This is a genomic window from Mycobacterium dioxanotrophicus (genome assembly GCF_002157835.1).
Lineage (GTDB): Bacteria > Actinomycetota > Actinomycetes > Mycobacteriales > Mycobacteriaceae > Mycobacterium > Mycobacterium dioxanotrophicus.
The window spans coordinates 4,173,105-4,191,139 of record NZ_CP020809.1; the positions used below are offsets into that span (position 1 = coordinate 4,173,105).

Annotated in this window: 21 protein-coding genes; 9 read left to right on the top strand and 12 right to left on the bottom strand. The window is 63.3% G+C overall.

The genetic code is table 11. From position 1 onward, the window contains the following. Window positions 1-133: 133 nt before the first annotated feature. The 4 genes from BTO20_RS20235 to BTO20_RS39435 all read left to right on the top strand — a co-directional run bounded on the left by BTO20_RS20235 (window position 134) and on the right by BTO20_RS39435 (window position 6,722). Entirely contained in the window at window positions 134-1,165 is a 1,032-nt protein-coding gene (locus BTO20_RS20235; protein WP_232490785.1) for a DUF2637 domain-containing protein, read from the top strand. 248 nt (window positions 1,166-1,413) lie between these two features. Next, window positions 1,414-3,435, top strand: a complete 2,022-nt coding sequence (locus BTO20_RS20240) for a toprim domain-containing protein (protein ID WP_087077999.1) — start codon at window positions 1,414-1,416, stop codon at window positions 3,433-3,435. A gap of 12 nt (window positions 3,436-3,447) precedes the next feature. Then, on the top strand, window positions 3,448-5,577 hold the full coding sequence (locus BTO20_RS20245) for a DNA gyrase subunit A (RefSeq protein ID WP_087078000.1): 2,130 nt from the start codon (window positions 3,448-3,450) through the stop codon (window positions 5,575-5,577). 479 nt (window positions 5,578-6,056) lie between these two features. Beyond that, window positions 6,057-6,722 carry a hypothetical protein gene (locus BTO20_RS39435; RefSeq protein WP_157680272.1) on the top strand — a complete coding sequence of 222 codons (666 nt, stop codon included), beginning with the start codon at window positions 6,057-6,059 and terminating at the stop codon, window positions 6,720-6,722. On the opposite strand, the gene BTO20_RS20255 is transcribed toward BTO20_RS39435, so the two are convergent. Both BTO20_RS20255 and BTO20_RS20260 read right to left on the bottom strand, forming a co-directional pair. Further along, window positions 6,723-6,992, bottom strand: coding sequence for a hypothetical protein (locus BTO20_RS20255; RefSeq protein ID WP_087078002.1), 270 nt, complete (start codon window positions 6,990-6,992; stop codon window positions 6,723-6,725). It lies immediately after the preceding gene. A gap of 172 nt (window positions 6,993-7,164) precedes the next feature. Continuing rightward, window positions 7,165-7,959 carry a GntR family transcriptional regulator gene (locus tag BTO20_RS20260; RefSeq protein ID WP_198343998.1) on the bottom strand — a complete coding sequence of 265 codons (795 nt, stop codon included), beginning with the start codon at window positions 7,957-7,959 and terminating at the stop codon, window positions 7,165-7,167. A 78-nt stretch (window positions 7,960-8,037) separates the two neighbouring features. Between BTO20_RS20260 and BTO20_RS20265 the strand changes: the two genes are divergently transcribed. The 5 genes from BTO20_RS20265 to BTO20_RS39445 all read left to right on the top strand — a co-directional run bounded on the left by BTO20_RS20265 (window position 8,038) and on the right by BTO20_RS39445 (window position 10,510). Continuing rightward, a complete protein-coding gene (locus BTO20_RS20265; protein WP_087078003.1) occupies window positions 8,038-8,466 on the top strand; it encodes an NUDIX hydrolase in 429 nt (142 codons plus the stop codon). Window positions 8,467-8,580: 114 nt separating this feature from the next. After that, window positions 8,581-9,078, top strand: a complete 498-nt coding sequence (locus BTO20_RS20270) for a hypothetical protein (RefSeq protein ID WP_087078004.1) — start codon at window positions 8,581-8,583, stop codon at window positions 9,076-9,078. Between the two features lie 500 nt (window positions 9,079-9,578). Then, on the top strand, window positions 9,579-10,130 hold the full coding sequence (locus tag BTO20_RS41365; protein WP_157680273.1) for an ElyC/SanA/YdcF family protein: 552 nt from the start codon (window positions 9,579-9,581) through the stop codon (window positions 10,128-10,130). Next, entirely contained in the window at window positions 10,108-10,260 is a 153-nt protein-coding gene (locus tag BTO20_RS39440) for a hypothetical protein (protein WP_157680274.1), read from the top strand. The genes BTO20_RS41365 and BTO20_RS39440 overlap by 23 nt, the downstream gene beginning before the upstream one ends. Next, window positions 10,250-10,510: a hypothetical protein gene (locus BTO20_RS39445; protein WP_157680275.1), complete on the top strand. Its 261-nt coding sequence runs from the start codon at window positions 10,250-10,252 to the stop codon at window positions 10,508-10,510. Before BTO20_RS39440 ends, BTO20_RS39445 begins: the two co-directional genes overlap by 11 nt. Before the next feature lie 46 nt (window positions 10,511-10,556). Here the strand turns inward: BTO20_RS39445 and BTO20_RS20280 are convergent, their stop codons facing one another. The 10 genes from BTO20_RS20280 to BTO20_RS20325 all read right to left on the bottom strand — a co-directional run bounded on the left by BTO20_RS20280 (window position 10,557) and on the right by BTO20_RS20325 (window position 17,929). Beyond that, window positions 10,557-10,736: a hypothetical protein gene (locus BTO20_RS20280; protein ID WP_087078006.1), complete on the bottom strand. Its 180-nt coding sequence runs from the start codon at window positions 10,734-10,736 to the stop codon at window positions 10,557-10,559. Next, window positions 10,733-10,921, bottom strand: a complete 189-nt coding sequence (locus BTO20_RS20285) for a hypothetical protein (RefSeq protein ID WP_087078007.1) — start codon at window positions 10,919-10,921, stop codon at window positions 10,733-10,735. The genes BTO20_RS20280 and BTO20_RS20285 overlap by 4 nt, the downstream gene beginning before the upstream one ends. A gap of 187 nt (window positions 10,922-11,108) precedes the next feature. Continuing rightward, window positions 11,109-11,618: a lipoprotein LpqH gene (locus BTO20_RS20290; protein WP_087078008.1), complete on the bottom strand. Its 510-nt coding sequence runs from the start codon at window positions 11,616-11,618 to the stop codon at window positions 11,109-11,111. Window positions 11,619-11,823: 205 nt separating this feature from the next. Beyond that, window positions 11,824-12,105, bottom strand: a complete 282-nt coding sequence (locus BTO20_RS20295) for a hypothetical protein (protein WP_157680276.1) — start codon at window positions 12,103-12,105, stop codon at window positions 11,824-11,826. Beyond that, entirely contained in the window at window positions 12,102-12,377 is a 276-nt protein-coding gene (locus BTO20_RS20300; RefSeq protein ID WP_087078010.1) for a hypothetical protein, read from the bottom strand. The genes BTO20_RS20295 and BTO20_RS20300 overlap by 4 nt, the downstream gene beginning before the upstream one ends. Window positions 12,378-12,640: 263 nt before the next feature. After that, window positions 12,641-13,096, bottom strand: a complete 456-nt coding sequence (locus BTO20_RS20305; RefSeq protein ID WP_087078011.1) for a hypothetical protein — start codon at window positions 13,094-13,096, stop codon at window positions 12,641-12,643. Next, entirely contained in the window at window positions 13,093-13,467 is a 375-nt protein-coding gene (locus BTO20_RS20310; protein ID WP_087078012.1) for a hypothetical protein, read from the bottom strand. Before BTO20_RS20310 ends, BTO20_RS20305 begins: the two co-directional genes overlap by 4 nt. Window positions 13,468-13,549: 82 nt before the next feature. After that, a complete protein-coding gene (locus tag BTO20_RS20315; protein ID WP_087078013.1) occupies window positions 13,550-14,257 on the bottom strand; it encodes a hypothetical protein in 708 nt (235 codons plus the stop codon). Between the two features lie 133 nt (window positions 14,258-14,390). Then, window positions 14,391-17,567 (bottom strand): DEAD/DEAH box helicase, encoded by a 3,177-nt coding sequence (locus BTO20_RS20320; RefSeq protein WP_087078014.1) that lies wholly within the window; start codon window positions 17,565-17,567, stop codon window positions 14,391-14,393. After that, window positions 17,564-17,929 carry a sigma factor-like helix-turn-helix DNA-binding protein gene (locus tag BTO20_RS20325; RefSeq protein WP_087078015.1) on the bottom strand — a complete coding sequence of 122 codons (366 nt, stop codon included), beginning with the start codon at window positions 17,927-17,929 and terminating at the stop codon, window positions 17,564-17,566. The genes BTO20_RS20320 and BTO20_RS20325 overlap by 4 nt, the downstream gene beginning before the upstream one ends. Window positions 17,930-18,035 lie beyond the last annotated feature (106 nt).

The window sequence follows — 18,035 nt, forward strand, 5'->3', positions numbered from 1 at the left end:
TGGGTGTCACAGCTCGCAGTACCCCAAAAATCGCCCCTTGTCCGATGCGCGTCCTGCACCCGAATCGTGTTGCAACTTCTGGTTTCCTGTTCGCGGCCGCCGCACCCAGCGCACGGGCCAGAAAGGGAATGCGGTGACCCCCTACGAAATACACACACGCGTACGTCGCCTGTTGTGGGCGCTGCTGGCATTCGCCACCACCGCTAGCCTGTCTGGAAACGTTGCTCGGACTGTGATCACGCACTCCGGTGCTGCCGCTGTCGGACCGATTGTCGCAGCCGCGCTGGCACCGTTCGCACTGTTGAGTCTCACTCACCTGCTTGGCTTGTGGTCGCATATCGCCGCACGTGGTCCGACCTACTGGTGCTTCCTTGTCGCGATCATTGCCCTGTCCGCCACGGCATTCAGGCTCTCGTTCGACGCACTGCGATCGCTAGCCATCGAGTACGGATACACGGCGAACGAGGCGGCTCTCTTCCCCGTGATGATCGATGGAATCATCGCGGTCTGCACTCTCGGACTAGTCGTGCTGACACGTATCGAGATCGCCGCGATGGCACACCAAAGTGCCGCATCTGACGCACACACTGACGCAACCAATGACGCACCTGACGCAGCACGCCACCTCACCTCTCGTCTGCGTGGCTGCATCACCACCGCGGTGCATCGCTTCAACCGGAGCGGGCCGGTGACGCAAGCCCGGCCCGCGGTGATGCAGCGAAACGACGCTCGTGAAGCACCTGTTGACGCGACGCATCGCGACGCAACGCCCGCCATCACACGTGACGGGGCGCATCAGAACCAGACACCCGCAACGCTGCCACCACGTGGTCTTGAAGCACCCACATCCGCTTCGCCACTGTCCACGTCTGAACCGGCCGCCACTTCGGGCAGCGACCAAACGAACCGCCCACAGCCAAAAAGCTCGACGTACCCCGCGCCCCGACGGTCGCAGCTGTCGCGGTCCAAACACGCCGCTTTGGCTCACCAGCTCGTCGACTCGAAGCGTGTCGCCGCTGCCCCCGACATGATCTGCGCCGTCCTGGATCACAACGCGGAAAAGAAGCCGAGTCGGGAGATTGCAGCTGAACTCGGTACGTCACCGAGCAAGGTTCAGAGGATCCTTCGCGCAGCACGAGAAGCACAGCAGTCGGGCTTGGATTGAACTTTGCTCGCCGCTTCCTGACCCGCGTTGGAATTGATAACAGCGAGCGATTCCGCGGCGCGGTCCGGCCGTTCTCGCTTCCCCGGCGTGTCGTGCTCGCTCCCTGGGCCAACACACCTCGCGCAGGCAAGGTGTCCCAGAAACGCATCCAGGTCCGACCGATCCGCGACTGCGATCCCAGATGCGCCTCCCCCGGACCAAGAAGGTGCGCGGCACCAGCCCCCGCCGCCGACGGAAGGATCTAGTCAGTGAGCTACACCGCCGCGGATGTCATCGAGCTCGACGACATCCAGCACACCCGGATGCGGCCACAGGTCAACCTCGGTGCGAGGGTCTACCAGACCGCCGCTCGCGAGATCGTCGACAACGCCGTGGAAGAGGCAGGTGCTCACGGGTCCACGGTGTCGATCATCTTGAGATCCGACGGATCGTTCACCGTCACCGATGACGGCCGGGGCTTACCTGTTGACTCCGACCCGGCCGGCAAGAACGGCATCGTCAAAACACTGGGCACGGCGCGGTCAGGTGGGAAGTTCACCGCGCATGCCGACGCCGAGTCCACCGGTGCCGGCCTCAACGGGATCGGTGCTGCCGCCGCGGTGTTCATCTCCCGACGCACTGACGTCACCGTGTACCGCGCCGGGAAAACGTACAAGCAGAGCTTTGGTGGTGGGTATCCTGGCCGCTTCGCGGGTGACGGCTTCAATCCCGACGCCGACTTCACCCGCGATGACACTCAGAAGCTGCGTGGACTGTCCAACGGCGAGCCCGCCGTGCACGGCACCTCTGTACGCATGCTGCTCGACCCGTCGGTGGCCCCCGACACCGCACTCGACATCACCGAGGTTCTGCTGCGTGCCCACGCGGCGGTGCGCATGACCCAAAACGTGCGCCTGACCGTGATCGACGAAGGCTGGCCAGGCGGCCCCTTGCCCGCAGCTTTGTTGGGGTCATTCTCCGGGCCTTGGGGTACGGGCGCAGTGCTGGACTTCATGTGTGCCTGCGCGCAGACCCCCATACCCACGCTTCGGTCCTCTGTCGAAGGCCGCGGGGAGTATGTGACCGGTCGTGGGCCTACGCCGTTTCGCTGGTCGCTGACGGCCGGACCGGCCGAGCCCGCAACGGTGTCCTCCTTCTGCAACACCGTCTACACCGCTGATGGCGGATCGCATCTCAACGCGGCTGTAAAAGGACTGACCGAGGCCCTGGCGTCCCGCGCCGCGCGGCTGCGCGACCTCGGCCTGGCCAAAGGAGAGGATGGCCCCGAGCCGCAGGACTTCGCCGCGGTTACCGCACTGGCCGTTGACACCCGCGCGCCTGATGTCTCCTGGAACGGCCAAGACAAAACCGGAGTGTCGTCACGGTCTCTGAACACGGCAATGGCGACCGACGTGGCGCGCAGCACCGCGGTGTGGTCGGCCAACCCGGCGAACACCGACACCGTGACCGTGTGGACGAAACTCGCTCTCGAAGCCGCACGCGCTCGCCGCAGTGCTGAGGGGGCCAAATCTCGGTCCCGTGCGGCATCTAAAGCCAAGGGGCTGGGGACGAATCTGTCACTGCCGCCAAAGCTGCTGCCCTGCCGTGAAACTGGCCGCGGTTCTGGAGCGGAACTGTTCATAGCAGAGGGTGACTCGGCTCTGGGCACCATCAAGGCCGCGCGGGACGCAACGTTCCAGGCAGCGTTCCCGCTCAAGGGCAAACCACCGAACGTCTACGGGTGGACGGTCGCAAAAGCTCGCGGTAAGGAGGAATTTCAGGCGATCGAGCGGATTCTCGACTGCGGGGTACGTGACCATTGCGACCCGGAGAAGTGCCGGTACGACAAGATTCTTTTCGCCTCCGACGCCGATCCCGATGGGGGCAACATCAACTCGTCGCTGATCTCGATGTTCCTCGACTTCTACCGGCCTCTAGTCGAAGCCGGCATGGTCTACGTCACCCTTCCGCCGCTGTTCGTGGTCTCCGACAGCTCGCAGCGCATCTACTGCCAGGACGACGCCGAACGTGACGTCGCCGTAGCTCGATTGAGGTCAGGAGGCCGGTCGAGGGTCGAGGTGCAACGCAACAAAGGCCTCGGCGAGATGAACGCCGACGACTTCTGGAACACCGTGCTGGACCCAGGTCAGCGGACCGTTATTCAGGTACGCCCCGACGCCCTCGGCGGCGCACTGCACCACACCTTGTTCGGCGGGGCTCCTGAAGGCCGGCGCACGTGGATGGCCGACGCCGCTTCGCGCATTGATACCTCGTCCTTGGACCTGGATTAGGAGCTCCACACCGTGACTGCCACAGAACAGAACCGCGACCTTGTGCTCGAGCAGAGCGCCGAGGACTACTGGAACCGATACCAACTCACCTTCGCGCTCTACAGCGTCAGCGATCGTGCGATACCGTCAGCATTCGACGGTCTCAAACCTGGACAGCGCCGTCTGCTGTACCAGATGCACGCCTCAAAGCTGCTGCCGGGCAACAAGCCGCAGAAGTCGTCGAAGGTCTGCTCGGCGGTTACCGGCAACCTGCACCCGCACGGTGGTGCAGCGATGTATGGCGCAGCGGCGCTTCTGGCCGCCGACTTCCAGCGCGTCAAAATCATTGACGGACAGGGAGCTTTCCCGCGCATTCAAGGTGACATACCGGCCGCCGACCGATACACAGAAATGCGCCTGTCCCCAACGGGTGCCGCGCTGACCTCTGAACTCGGAGACCACGCGGTACCGATGACCCATACGTTCGACGGGGAATGGATTGAGCCGGTCGTGCTGCCGGCGCAATTCCCGTTCCTGCTCTGCAACGGTGCCGTCGGCATCGCCGAAGGTTGGGCCACCAAGGTTCCCGCACACAACCCCCGCGAGGTAATGGCGGCGTGCCGGGCACTACTGGCTGATCCACAGCTGCCCGATGACGCGCTTATGGAACTGCTGCCTGGCCCCGACTGGGGTTGCGGGGCATCCGTGGTCGGTTCCGACGGGCTGCGCGACTACATCACCACCGGAAAAGGTGCGTTCACCGTACGCGGCACGACGGTGATCGACGGTAAGACGATCACGATCACTGAGCTTCCGCCCGGCGTTGCCAGTTCCACTGTGCAGGAACGAATCCGTGCTCTAGTCGAGTCGGGGGAAGCCCCGGGCATCGCCGACATGTCCGACCTGACCGACCGCCGCAACGGACTACGCATTGCAGTCACAGTAAAGCGCGGGCACGATCCTGAGACGGTGCGTGACCAGCTGCTGGCCCAGACTCCGCTGGAAGGCACGTTCGCAGCCAGCGTGGTTGCGCTTGATGGTGACCGGGTTCCGCGCTGGTGGACTGTGCGCGAACTGATCTCGGCGTTTTTGTCCCTGCGTGATTCAGTGGTGTTGCGCCGCAGCGAGTACCGGCTGGAGAAGGTCGAGGCGCGGCGACACCTGGTGGCCGGCCTGATGGCGGTGCACTTGGACATCGACGCCGCCGTGACGATCATCCGCGGCTCCGATACCGTCGACGACGCACGCACTGGGCTGCAAGCGCGGTTCACGATCGACGCAGAGCAGGCCGACTACGTACTGGCGATGCAGCTGCGCCGACTGACCCGGCTCGATGTGCTGGAACTGCAGGCTGAATCGAAGAAGCTGGATGCTGAACACGCCACGCTCACCCGACTGGTCTCGTCACCGACCGAGCGCCGCACCGTGATCGACGCGGAGCTGGTCGAGACGACAAGACTGTTCAACGCGCCCGAGTTCGATCGCCGTACGCACCTGGACTTCGATGCTGTTCCGCTCTCCGGTGGGAGCTCCGACGACGGCCCCCGTGAGCGCACGATCAACAAGAACTGGCGACTCGATGATCGGGGCGTGTTCTCCGACAGTCACGGTGAGTTGCTCTCGAGTGGTCTCGGCTGGGCGGTATGGACTGACGGCAGAGTGAAACTGACTGACGGCAAAGGACTGCCGACAAAGACACGCGACGTTCCAGTCGCCCCAGATATCACCGGGCTGCTGTGCTCCGGAGTGTTGACCCCCGGTGCGCACCTCGGACTGATCACCCGACGCGGCAAGGTCTTGCGACTGGATCCCGCAACCGTTAATCCACAGGGCGCCGCCGGCAACGGGGTGGTCGGCGTCAAGCTGGCGGCCGATGGAGGTGACGCGGTGATCGCCGCGTTCCCGCTCACTGGAGCTGAGTCTGAAGCGATCTTGTCGATCTCAGAGAAGGGCTGGAAAGTCACTGCTGTCTGGGATATTCCGACGAAAGGACGTGGCGGTAGCGGTGTCGGATTCCATCAGTTCATCAGCGGTGAGAGCATGCTCGTTTCTACGGTCGCCTCCACCACCGGCTTCGTGCGTGACGGAAAACCCGTACGCGCCGAGAAGCGAGCGAAGGCCTCGGTGAAGGGCGCAGCTACCGGAGTGGCTCCGGCGAACTGATCGGGCACGCACGGCCCCTGGGGTTGTCGGCACCAGGGGCTGCCGCGTCTGGGCATCGTGATCGGCACCAAGGCGGCCGGCGGCCGGACCGCGCATCAATTCCAGATCTCGGCACTCCTCGCGCAGTCGAGCGTGTTCGTTAATCCTGCAGCTGAAGTCAATCAACGCTGCGCACGTTGTCGCACAAGAATGCGAGGGCAGCCCAGGCCCCAGAAGCCGATCCTGCGGCGTTGACGCCAACCGTGGCGGCCTCGTCCGGCCAGCAGCTCCGCGGCGTACCCGAGATCCGGGAGGAGACAGGCGTTGACCAACTGCGACCGGGCGAAGGCCGTGGCGACGCAGCGCGGCGGTTTGAGGACGAAACGGACCAGGCTGACCGGCACCCGATCCACACCACGTAAATTCGTGTAACCCATCGGGGTGGGACATCACCCTGTGTTCGTGGGTGATTCGAACGGACGCAGGGGGCAGGGGGCTGGATGCGGAAGGTGCCGACGAAGGCGATCGCTCTTCTTCTTGTGGTGCTGGTTGCGACATTCGTGGCCGGGTGCCAGGAATCGCCCCAGAAACCAACGTGCAGAGACGATAGCTCTTCCCTTCACGGAGCACTCAGGGATGCCACGAATGCCGCCTGCGAGGCGGAATATGCCTGGTACCAGGCTCAAGAAGATCGATCGCTGCCGAGAAAGCTGGCTGACGGAGACAAGGATTCCTGGTCGATAGTTGCTGGAGCCTTGCTTCTCGTTGCCGGTATCGCCGGTATCGCCGTAGGACGATCAAAACGCAGCAATGCCCCATCGACAGAGGCGGAACAACCTCCCGGCCAGGAGTCGGCTTCCGTGACGCCCACTCCTGAGTCAGCGGCGGCTGCACTGCTGGATTCCGACGGAGGCTGCACCCGTGCTCGATGGGCGACCGTCGGCGCGTGCGCCGCAGTCGGCATGCCGGACGCGCTGGTTCTCGCCAGAGTCGACCCGCGACCAGACGGGGACGCTGAAGTTATTCTCGAGCTTCGGGGAATCACTGAAGGAACGGCCATGTCCCTGGTCAAAAGCCACCTGCTTGCGGCGTGGGGTGTTCGGTCGGTGCGCGGCATCGGCCTGTCCCGAGACGGTCTGTTCCAAGTGACAGTCAGCAACCACTGACTATGCGCTGACATCCTGGGACTGGGTCTTCACCCAGATTTCCCGCGCACCTTCAGCGTCGATGATCCCGACAAGTGCCGGGTACCCGGCTTCAAGCCGTTCGACGGCGGCACCCAACACGAAGGGCCCGGGAAGCAGTTCCGCGATCAGTTCGTCGACGGTCAGCGCTCGCCCATCAGTGGACCCGCCACGCACCTCGAACTGTTTCCCATCACCTGCCACGCGCAATCGCTGCATCAGGTCGGTTTCCGTGGCGGTGATGGTGGTCATATTCCGAATGCCCTTCCTGCTGCGGTTATCTCACGTCACTGCGTCCTTGGTGGTGGCGCAAATGAGAGTCCGGTCGGCTGATCCGATGGACCCTTCTCTAGACGAGTTGAGCATACATAGACGTCTAGACAAGTTCTAGGCACAGCGGGCCATCAAAAGGGTTTTCGGGGATTTAGCGCGCCGAGAATTCGTATTCGAGCAGGTAGGAAGGTGCAACTTTCACGGTGTCGCAAACTTCGACCGCCACATCGTTCACGTCGTAGGCGGTACGCAGCACGGTCAAGACGGGCACGCCCAGACCGATGTTGAGCACACGGCGTTCGTCGGGGGTGGGCATCCGTGCTCCAACCTCCTCAGTGAACCGTGCTAGAACGTGCCCGGATTCTTCGAGACGCGCATAGATGCCGCCGGGACCCGTGTCGGTTTGTTCGATCGCGGTGCCGGCAGCAAAAGCCACCGGGATGTAGGAAACGGCGGTCTCGATTGGCTGTCCGTCCGCCAGGTAACGCCGCGACCGTACAACGACGTCATCGCTGACGGGAACGCGAAGTCTCTCGGCGACGACGGAACCTGGCTTCTGTCGCCGAACAGTGATGCTGTCGACGCGGGGAGAATAACCGGACTTCTCAGCTTCAACGCTGAACGCGGCCTTGCCCTCGTCACGATGCCTGCGCGCGAACCGATCAGAGGCCAGCCGCCGAATCGGTGGACGTGCCTGCACAAAAACACCACGACCGTGTTCGGAGACAACAAGCCCCTCGCCGCGCAGTTCCTGCACTGCCTGCCGGACAGTCATGCGCGCTACACCGAAATGCTCGATCAGGTCCGCTTCGGAGGGAAGCCGCTCGCCGGCCGCAAACTGGTGCGACTCGATAGCTGCACGCAAAACCGCCGCGATCTGACGATACGGCGGACGGTCGTCCGTCTTGTCGATCCCGTCAAGTTGCAGCACGTGTCGGCCTTTCATGGCATATCTAGACGACTAGCCTAGAGGTATCGCTCACGCGTGTCACGAAGTAGCACCCGAGTCAATGGAGGTCGGACGGTGGCAGACACACCGAAACACTCGGTCAGTGTGGCAGGGATCGTCGTCGACAGCGACAATCGAGTTCTCGTCATTCGACGTGACGACAACGGCCGGTGGGAAGCTCCCGGTGGCGTTCTGGAGCTGGATGAATCGTTCGAGGACGGTGTACGGCGTGAGGTTCGCGAAGAGACCGGTTTGCAGGTCGACGTCGAGCAGCTGACCGGCGTCTACAAGAATCTCAGCCGCGGCATTGTTGCGCTGGTTTTTCGGTGCCGCCCTGTCGCCGGTGAGGTTCACCCGACCGACGAGGCTCAAGACGTCCGCTGGATGACCAGGGACCAGGTCGAGGCCGCGATGACGCCAGCGTTCGCCATCCGGGTGATCGATGCGTTCGACGGCACGGTCCACACACGAATTCACGATGGCACCAACCTGGTCACCGCCTGAACACGCGCTGTCCAGGCGATTCTAGGTGGCGATCTCGGTCCTGCCGCGCCGCGCGTCGATCAGCCGCCTCCTGAGGCGGATTCTCACGGTGCCCCGACCTCACAAAGGATCACCGTGACCCGCACTCAGGACCAGCTGTTCGACACGTTCCTGGACGACGCCTGCGCCAACCTCACCAGCGCCGGCATCCTCGCGCCGCCGCACACCTGTGACAGTGTCGCCGAACCCGCATCGCTGGCTGGCGAGTTCCACCGGTTCATCTCCGGCATCGGCTCCCCTTTCAGCGACCGGGCAGAGGCCGCCGAAGTGGCACTGGATGCGGTGGCGTCGGTCATCGCCGGATTGCCGTGGCCGCAGTGGATGCACGAGCCTGCAGACACAATCGGCAAGCAGGGTTACCGCGCCGAGGCCCTTCTCCTGATATGCGCACTCGCCGAGGATGCCGAACCCGCGCACGTTCGCGACTGGTACAACTCCCGCAGCGGTTTGTGGGACGACCCGGGATATGACCGCAGCAGTGACGCCGCCGCGGCGCTTGGGCGCATCGGTGAACTCGCCGGCGAGGCGGCTGGTCGCGCGGACGGTTACTTGGCATGCCTCACCGAGGCGTAGCAGACCACCGGAGTCCGTGCCCGCAATATCCAACTCCGCGCCCTTCCGTGGACGGGTCCGAAACCGTGGCACGCTGCCCTTCGATCAGCAACTCTGGGAAAGGCGGCAGCCCATGGCATTGTTCAACGTCTTATCGAGCGTCGTCGAACTGATCGAGGCCCCGACAGCTGAGGCGGCCATCGCAGATCTGAACACGCGCCTTCGGAGGGCCGGTTTCGAACTATACGATGGTCAACCGTCGAACGCTTTCGAGAGTGAGCCGCAGTGACACGGCACTGAACTCGCCAATGCTGGATACCGCGGGCCCTTCGTCAGGTTCCTCATCCCGGGAATCGTCGACGGTCTACTGACGGCCACACCGGGCCGGACCACCCCGACTACTCCCCGTCACGGCATCCGCGAAGATGCCGCCGGGTGCAAACGGTGATCGCCAACGTCGATGCAGCCCTGCCCTTCCCAATCACCGACCAGGTTCCGCAGAGCATCGTCTCGGCGCTGCGATGGTGATCCTTGGGTTCGGACTGCTACCGGACGGATCGCTGCGTGATGGGTTGATCGATCGGCTGCGTCAGGGATGGGCGGTGGCGCAAGCGTATCCGGCGATGCGGGGTGCGGTTTCCGGTGTCGATTCACGTGGCGGACGCACCGCAGCTGCGGCCACGCGCGCATGTCTGATCGGCGGAAGTATGTCGGCACAACGCATCCTTACCGAGCGCACGTCAACATCAACCACATCCAATGCTGCAGCGCCGCTGCGCCGTTCGATGATCGTCTCGGGCACGGTGCTGATCACCTCCCCGGACCATCTGCGCCGCGCGATCGCTGATTTCCTGGCGGCCGCCGCAGCAGTGCAAGCGGTCTTGGCCAGCCTCGGACCGGTTCCGGGCCCGACCAGGTCGCGCCCGTCCACGCCGATGCCTGGGCTGTCGCAGGTATCTGAGCTACGCGCCTGGCGGCCCGCTCTTCCGGCGCCCATGCCACGATCAGCGGGCGTATCACTCACCGCGGCAACGGAAGGGGACCCACGACATGGACCAGGAGTTCGTCGCTGACGACGTTCACGTGTACGGATTCAGCGGTCCTGCTCAGGATCGAGTACTGATCGCCACGGCCGAGTCGCCAACCTGGGCGAAGACGATCGCCGAGCTTCTCACCCGCGACCCTGACGCTTATGTCGTCTGAGCCCGCGGCACACCCATTCAGGGTCGGGGACCGCGTCACGCGTCGAGGCGGCTCCGGTGTCGAGGGCGAGGTGCTCGCCGACAGTGGATCCATGGGCGGACTGAACCCGGTCCCCGGCTGGGAACCGGGAACTCCACGCCCGCCTGCCGCCACCACCGGTCTCATCCCCGTGTTCTGGATGGACCGCGACCGCGGGGTTCACGAATGGTGGGAGGACCCTGCTGGGCTGGAAGTCGCGCCGCCTTGCTAGGTGCGTGTTCTACCGCGCTGGTTACACGGTCCAGCGTGGAGACGTCTTACTCCCGGAGTTCCTCCACGGCGCGGACCACGCGGCGATGAATATCGGAGCCCTCGCTGATGGCCCGGCCCACGTGATTCATCACGAAGTACGACCCGTCCGATCGGCGGCTTGCCGTGTACCACTTGCGGCCGTCGACCACTTCGTAGAGCTGGTCTTCGATCAGCCGCGCCTTCACGGTGCACCGTCCCGCAGGATGTTGTCGGCTTCGGCGGGGTCTTCAGGTTCGAATCCGGTGCAATAGCAGACGCGTTCGCGGCCGAACTCGACAACGAACGCAACGCACGACGAGGATGCTCCGATGTGCTCGTCATGTTCATGCGGACAATCGGCACACGTGCCGGTGGTGACCGGCGCCGTCACAGCGATCCTCCGCCTGCGCCGCAGTCTGCCACGGCGCCATCGAATGGGACCGACATGCGCTTCCCCCCCCGAGGCCAGTATCTCTATTTTAGATACTACCACCAAAGTGCGGATATTGCGCCAAAAACCGACTCGTACCAGCAGCGACGCTACTGTCACGTCCTACGGCCCGCTGCGGGGGAACGCGCTAGGGACATAGGACGGTAATGACAAAAGACCGGACGACCGTGGTAGTCGACCCATCCGATTCGACTACCGCAGCGCTGCCCCGCACGGTGAAAGCATCGTTGCTGCGGCTCGCCACAGCGTCAGATCCGGCTACGTCGGAGGCATACCGCAGCGTGACACCGTCCACGGTGCCCAGGTCAACCTGCTCGACGATCGGCTCGTGTGCGTCGGTGAGGGTGGCGGTGATCTTGGGTTTGCCGGTGCCGATGACGATGTGCACTTTTCCGCCATCGGTGCTGCATGCCACTGTGGGCTCGATGTCGAGCGTTGCTCCGCCGACCGAGACGGTAGCCGCACTCGGACCGGGCGCGGCGGTGCGACTGGTCCTCGATGGAACGTCGCCGGCGACGGGCGCCGGTTCCGCGCCACATCCGGCGGCCACCGCGGCGGACATGACGGCAGCGGCAGTGATCAACGAACCGACCTTCTTGATGCCGTAACGGCAGCTGCCAGGGGACGAATCGATCATCAGATCCCCACTCTTGACAAGTCGGATCGTTGTTGGCGGCGGACGTTAAACCGACCGATACCAGCACCAGACACTTGATGCGGCTCCTCAGTCGGCGACTGGTCGACATCGATCACTGTTCCCAGGATTCCGCTCCAAACCTCACTCCCGATGTCGCCTTGACTGATCTCAATGTGGTTACGGCTCTGACATTCCGACATTCTGGTCAGTCCCCCGCCAGTTCGGGGAACAGACGAGCCGCCGCTTCGTCCGCGGCCAGTTGTGCGGTTTCGAGACCGTCGTCGCCGTCTATGCTTCCCTGTTCGATGACGCGCCCGCAGGATCCGTCCTGCACCGACCAGTGGTAGGAGTAGGGCAGGGTTCGGTCACCGTCAAGTTCGGGGTCGATCAGATCGAATGCGACGTAGGCCATGATCCGATCGCCGCCGACTTCGCGGCGGTAGCAGGCCCGGCCGCCCCAGGTATCGCCGCGAACCCAGCCGCTCATCGCCGTGCCGTCCACTGCAGCTGCGCGGTCGGGCTGGCGTTGCCGGTCGCGAGAACCGTGACGCCGCTTCGAACTTCCCACTCCCCGGCGCTACGCGACTGCACCAGCCGCGCGCCCTGCGCTGCGGGGTAATCAGCGAGTTCGGCGTTGACGCGCCGCACGTCGTCGTCGGTCAGCTCAGCTGTGCGGGTGATGGTGAACGTGACGTTGTCGGCGCCGATCGGATCATCGACGGTCAAGGTGACGTTTCCCCGATGAAAGGTGTTGATCACGGTCCCCCGTTTCCTTGTGATCGCTGCATGAGCTGTCTACCCCCGCGGGCACGTGGCCTGGGTTTGCGGCGCGATGATGTCAGTGCCGGCGGAACTTTGGTGACAGCCGGGTGGTGCGGGATCCCGCGTCGGTCGCATCGCACCACCCGGCTGGAGTCCGAGCAGGAGGCACCGGCTACTGAATCGCAGCGATTCGATGGGCGTTGAGCCGGTGCTCGTGAGAAATCGAAGTGCGGCAGCCGGTAACGCGAGAGGTGCCGAACTCAGTCATCCCGTCCCCGAACTGCGTCGATAACTGCGCCGAAGATGCTTTTGGGAAACTCTCCGCCGGTGACCTGCCCTGACCCGTAGACACGAACACGGTTGTCCTCGGGCGCGTCGACATGCAGACTTCCCTCGTTGTCGATTGTCACCTTGGTGTGGCCGTCGGTGAGGACGTGAGCACTGGCGGCGGGGCGCACCTTGAGTGAGTTGCCCCAAGATGACCGGAATTCGATCGTGACGTGGCCGGACTCGACGATGAACCGCGGAATACCGCTCCACACCACGATTGTCAGCTCGTTGCCGGGTGTGACGTTGATGGGATATTCCGGTGACACGTCTCGTGTCTTGATGTGGTTCCAGTCCACTCTGCGGCGGATACCGGTGACTCGTCGCAGGTTCAGCGCCGACACGCCTTCGCGGTGTGTGGCCGGCTTACGGCAATCGATCTCGGTCATGGTGTTTTCTCCTGGATTCGGAACTGCTTGAGCTCGGCGCGGAGCTGGTCAAGGCTGTCGAACGGCGCTCCGGTGTGTTCAGGGGAATGCGCCCACGGACGATCGCGGCAGTAGTCCATGACTGCGCCGATGTCCCAGTCACTTTTTGGCAGCACGTATTTCTGCATACCGTGCTCCAGCGAATGCTTGTGGAGCTTGATTTCCGGCTGGTCGTAGGTCGAGTGACGATAGGCCTTGATCGCGCCTTCGCGGGTCACCGAGGTGACGAGACCCACGCTGATAGTGGTTCGGTCGTAGGAAGCTTGACCGATCATGGCCACCCGCCCATTGCGCACGAACACGACTCCGTCACCGCGTTTGAAACTCGTCATGGGAAGCACCTCCGACTCTCATGCCGTCGCGGGATCTCGAACGCGAGTCCGGAAAACGTCTGCCCTACATTGTCTCCGTGCATTAGAGTTCCCCAATCCAGTTGGGGCGGTGCCACTGTGGGTGTTCGTTGGTGCCGCCGCGAAGATTGACCGGCATGATGACACCGATGAAGGCGTCTCCGATCGTGACCAGGATGTTCTTCTGCGACTTGCCATGGACGTCGTCGCGCGTCACCAGGACCATCGGGGAGTCCTCGACGACGACTGCGAACTTGGCGATCTGCTTGGGGTTGAGGCCAGTCACCGCGCGCGGCACACCTTCGGTTGACTCGGGGAAGAGGGCTTGCCAACGCGGGAAATAGACGTCAGTGTCCTCGGCGATCAGTGTCTCCCCGGAACTGAACACGAATTCGGCATAGTTGCCGGCCGGATTCACCGCTACAGTCCGCGTCCAGCGGTCACTTTTGAGCGTGCGGCTCAGCCGTATCAGTTCTTTGGCGTCGTCGAGCGAGACATTGAGCCCGAACACCGGCCCCGGCTGGTTGTCGAACTGCGATGGCGACGGGATGTCACATTCCCTGCTGAGCTCAGTGATCCACTTTGCCTTCGAGACGCCCATGGCCTTCCCGTCGGTGGCCACCGAGAGCAGGTTTTCACCGAATGAGGTCAGATGAATCTGGTGGTAGCTCTTGGCCGCTCCGGTGTATGCGAGCACTTTGTCGTGCTCGGCGAATGCCATCGCCTGCTTGATGATCCGGTACAAGTCGGCAGTGAACAGAACATTGCTCATCCTCGCAAGCCTTTCGACAGTTGACTGCGCTGGTCGATCTCCCCGCCATCAGGGTATTCTCTATTTTAGAGATTCGCAATCGTTGGCCCTGCCAGGATCGCCAGGCGCGCCTCACCCCCGCGCGGAGGGTCACTCATCGCCGCACCTCGTCCAACGTGGACACTAATTCAAATGGCAGTCCGCTTCTCTCAGCAGCATGCTTGACCGAATACCCTTGATCTAAAAGTGATTTGGCCCAAGCCTCCGCTTCGGGTGCCGCCGACATAGCGCGGTCAACTCGCTTGTTTCGCCGTGTGGGCGATTTCTTCGTTCCCGGCTTCTTCGCTGGCGGTACCGGGGGCGGGGTCAAGTCGCCGTCCAGCGACTCGAACCAGACATGGACGAGTTTGGCCTGGGCGATGGTTATGGGCTTGCCGCTGATCGGTGTGTTGGCCATACTGCTGTAACCGAGCGCTGCGGTCAGCTGCTGGCGTGTCCAACCCGCCGCTGCGGCCTGGTTGAGCAGCATCCAGGTGGGCACCGGGTCGTCGACCTGCGCGTTGTAGTCACGGATACCTTGACGGCCCCGGGACCGCTGCACTGTCCGCACCGCGCGGACGTCGTCCGCGGTGAGGTCAAGCAGTATGCGGCGATGTAGTTTGCTGCACCGGGGCTCCGCTGCCCGCCCAACGAGCAGCGACACGAGACCTCGCGAAACACATGCAGCCGCGGCGATCGCACCGATCGTGAACGTGGCATCAGATCGGTCCTTGCTTGCCTCCAACGCAAGCAAGCCTTGGAGGTGTTCACGGACGTCCTGCGCGGACACCCAATCAGCGCGGTACGTCGCTCGCCGCTCTGATGCGGCGCGTCGCATGTAACTGCGGTTCTCGGTGACGCAGACAACGCAGCGGCAACCCTGGTGAAATCCACGGGTGCTGTGGTCGGTGACGCCCGGCTTTGGACCTGTGATCATGTCGGTGCCGCCCTGCCCGGGTGAACCCCAGGTCCATCCAGTGAATCGTTCGATAGCGCTATCCTGCGGCCGAAAGTCTCCGCGCTTGCGCCGAGACCGGGTGGCCGCACACCACTGGTACAGCTCGAAACGCTTGCCCTCGACGTCCTCGACGGTCCCAATCGGCATCCTCGCCAGTGTGCCGTGCTTGGCGATGTACTGATTGCACGCCATTTCCGCTATCTGCCAATGAGTTTCCGATGGCTTCCACAGGAAGCGCCGTTCCCCTCTGCGGCCGGTCGGTGTCGATGCCAGTAGGACCGATTCCAGGATCGATGGCAGTGTCCCGCAGATCTTGCGGCGCCGAACTGTTCCGAGCCAAGCGTCGAGGTCTATGTCATCCTCGATGTGCCCCGGTGGGACATCGGCGTGACCTTCCCACGCGGCGAAGGAGCGAAATGCCGCCACGCCGGCTTGATCGACCTCTGACAACGGATACCAGTCCCAGCCCGGCATCTGCCGAAGTGCCTCGGTGATCCAGCTGTCCAGCTCGTTGTCCCAGTACTTGCACAGCTGCGTCGCCACCCACAACCGCAGTGGACGGTTCAGTCCGTCAACATATCCCGTGAAAATCGACTCACCGGGTGCCGTGTCATCGAGGCTTCCCCGATCAGTGCAAACAGCGCGGAGCCGGTCCAGGGTTCGCTCGTCGGAGGCCTCTTTCGCATCCCATCGCCAGCCGTTGACCGATTCAAGCCTCTTGCGGCGGTCTTCGTCGAGCATCCCATCACGGAATAGAATGCGCTGCAGCATGATCCACTGTCCAAACTCGTTAGACTGTGTGGTAATCCTCGCGGCTGATCCCAGCCTGTCCGTCTCTTCACAGAGCCGCTGAAAGTTACGCTCCCACACTGACGAAGTGCGCTGCAGCAGGCGCGTGACTATCGTCCCGGGCTGTTCACCGGTGACTTCCAACCAGTCCAGAGCGTCCGCATTAATGCAACTGTTGGTACCGGTGCGGCGTGCCCTGTCGATGTCGTGACCGATCCGCGAGTCATGGGCCCGCAGCCCTTGCAGAACCCGCCACACGTGGGTGTAGGAGGACGTGGACAGCTGGTCCTGATCATCAGCTTCGGGATCGAGAATCAGCGGAATGACGATGGTGCCGTGGGATTTTCCGGGATGCTTACGCAAGGCTCGACCAATGGCCTGGATGATTCCCACCTGACTGGTGCGTGGATCGGCGAACACGACGGCGTCGACTGCCGGCACGTCGATGCCCTCACGCAGGCACTGCGACGAGGCAACCACAGTGATCCCATCCGTCCGTGTATCGGCGAGTCTGGCCAGGATCTTCACGCGCTCTGAGTCGTGCATTGAACCGTCAACGGCGAGCGCACGGATAGGTGTGCCGTCCACATCGATGAGTGCGCTGACACGTTCAGCGAATGCCCGTGCAGAATCGACTCGATTGTGAAAAGTCAGGATGCGCCGCACACCGTACCGGCGCGCTACATCGAGCAGCGCGGCCAACGCAGCTCGCTCTCCGGTCGCTTCCCCTGCTGGTTCGGTTGTGGTGGTCACCAAGACGCGGTAGTCGGCCAACAATCCAGCGCTGACGGCTTCCCCCACATTCAGGGTGTATGCAATCTCCCCGAACAACTCAGTGTCATCCATGGATCTTGCGACCGCACTCGCTCCGGACAAATCGTCGATGGCCTCAGCGCCGCCACGGCTTTTCAGGACTATGGGCGTTGCCGTTGCGAATACTCGGCGCCGCGCCAGCACACCGCGCGGATCGAGCACTGGGAGAAATGCAGCGTTGGTGCGGCCGGCAAGGTGGTGAGCCTCGTCAGCGACCACCAGATCCAGGGGTCGTCCGCTGCGCGTCAAGCCGATCCCGTCAGCGACCACTTGCGAGGAATGGTAAGTGGACACCACGAGAGACATGGACGCACCGGATGTCTCAACACGCTCAAGGAACCCGGCAACCACCTCACTTCGGGTGGTTACGTTGCCGTCTTGGTCGTGTTGCCCTTCGAACGGGTCGATTCCGTCAACGCCGATTTCCGCGCGCCCGGCATCCGTTGTCGGATCTGAACATACGGCCAGTACGCGCACGCCAGGTATGACGCGTCGCCACTCGGCGATGGTCTGTGCCACCAACGCAATGCTGGGCGTGAACACCGCGACCGTGCGGGCCCCGACTTCGAGCGCTTGCCACGGTCCGATGAGAGTCTTACCGGTACCGCATGCCATCCGCAGCTGCGCTCGTTCCCCCGCATCGGCTAACCCGTCGAGCGCGGCACGTTGATGCGGACGCGGTTGCGGCACAGCATCACTGATCGGTGCATGCTCCTGCAGTAGCGCAGTCATGCCGCCACCTGCTGCTCGCCACGAAGTTTGGCCATCGCCTTTTGAATGAGCCCGCGGACCTTGACGACGGGGAGCCGATACTTGTCGGCAACATCTGTCACCGCCTGTGGCTCTCCCGTATCCAGACCGAACACCTCGGAAATGACTCGCCGCTCGCGATGAGAGAGCCGCTCCATCAACTGCGAAAGCTGCTGGGCGGCAGTGTCATGGGCATCATCCCGGTCGCCACAGTCTCGACCTGCCAGGAGGTCGAGCAGGCTGGAGGAGCCATCTCGACCTCCCCCGCTAAGCGGTGCGTCCAGCGAGACTGCACGGGACATCATGGCGTGCATCTGAGCGATGCCCATTTCGCTGATACCCATCGCAGCTGCGAGATCGGCATCGTTGGGCGTCCTACCCCGAATTTTTCGCGGAATGTTGCCTTTGGCGGTGTGTAGATAAGCGAAAGTGCCTGTCCTGCAAGGGATA